Genomic DNA, 798 nt, shown 5'->3' on the forward strand with positions numbered 1-798 from the left:
CGACGTCGCCCGCGCGGACATCCACGATCCGGCCGCCCGGGCCGCCCAGCATCAGCCGCGCGCTGCCGGACGCCACCCCCAGCACCTCGTGCGCCGTGGAGTGGAAATGATGGAACGTATAGACGCTCCAGCGCCATTGCGGGGGCCAGCCCGTGGCGGTGAACAGGTCCTCGAACCCCGATGCCGGGTCGTTCCCGCGCAAGGCCACGGCATTGCGGTAATAGAGGACCGGCAGATGGTCGTTGTTGGGCACCCAGTCATTGCGCGGCAGCATGAAGGAATCGATGTCGCGCGCCGAAGGGCCCGCGGCATGCGCGGCGCGGCCGGTCAGGGAAAGGCCCATCGCGGCGAGGAACGATTGGAAGGCGCGTCGGGACAGGGTCATCTCCGTCGTCTCCGGTCTCGGGTGGCGGCGAACGGCAAGGCGCCCGGCATTATGTCCGGCCGGGCGGGACGGCGAACAGTGAAAAGCGATTTATGGGGGCCCGTGCTGAAAAGACGGTTAAGATCATCCCGGATCTGAAACAGGCTCATGAGAACGGGAGGGGGGGCATCGATGGCGGATATCCAGGATGATCGCCCCCCGCATGATCGTCCCCCGCATGATCGCTCCTGGGCGCCGCTGCGCGACGTCATTCAGTTGATGGGCGCCATCCTGTTCGTGCTGGCCCTGCTGACGCTGGGCTGGCACGCGGCCCATGTTTCGGGCGTGTGGGTTTCGGGTGGCCGGCTGGGCTGACCGGGCGTGCGCCGGGCGGCGTCAGGCGGACAGGGCGGCGGCGATGGCGTCCCGTTCCG

At 68.5% G+C, this 798-nt stretch carries 1 protein-coding gene and 1 pseudogene; one reads left to right on the forward strand and one right to left on the reverse strand.

Annotation, left to right across the window (positions count from 1 at the left end):
- Positions 1-385 (reverse strand): annotated as a pseudogene (locus HUK84_RS20910) (cupin); the annotation flags it as partial.
- A gap of 171 nt (positions 386-556) precedes the next feature.
- Between HUK84_RS20910 and HUK84_RS20915 the strand changes: the two are divergent.
- Positions 557-739: a hypothetical protein gene (locus HUK84_RS20915; RefSeq protein WP_176641889.1), complete on the forward strand. Its 183-nt coding sequence runs from the start codon at positions 557-559 to the stop codon at positions 737-739.
- Positions 740-798: the final 59 nt, after the last annotated feature.

The organism is Nguyenibacter vanlangensis (assembly GCF_013376155.1).
In the GTDB taxonomy this organism is placed as follows: Bacteria; Pseudomonadota; Alphaproteobacteria; order Acetobacterales; family Acetobacteraceae; genus Gluconacetobacter; species Gluconacetobacter vanlangensis.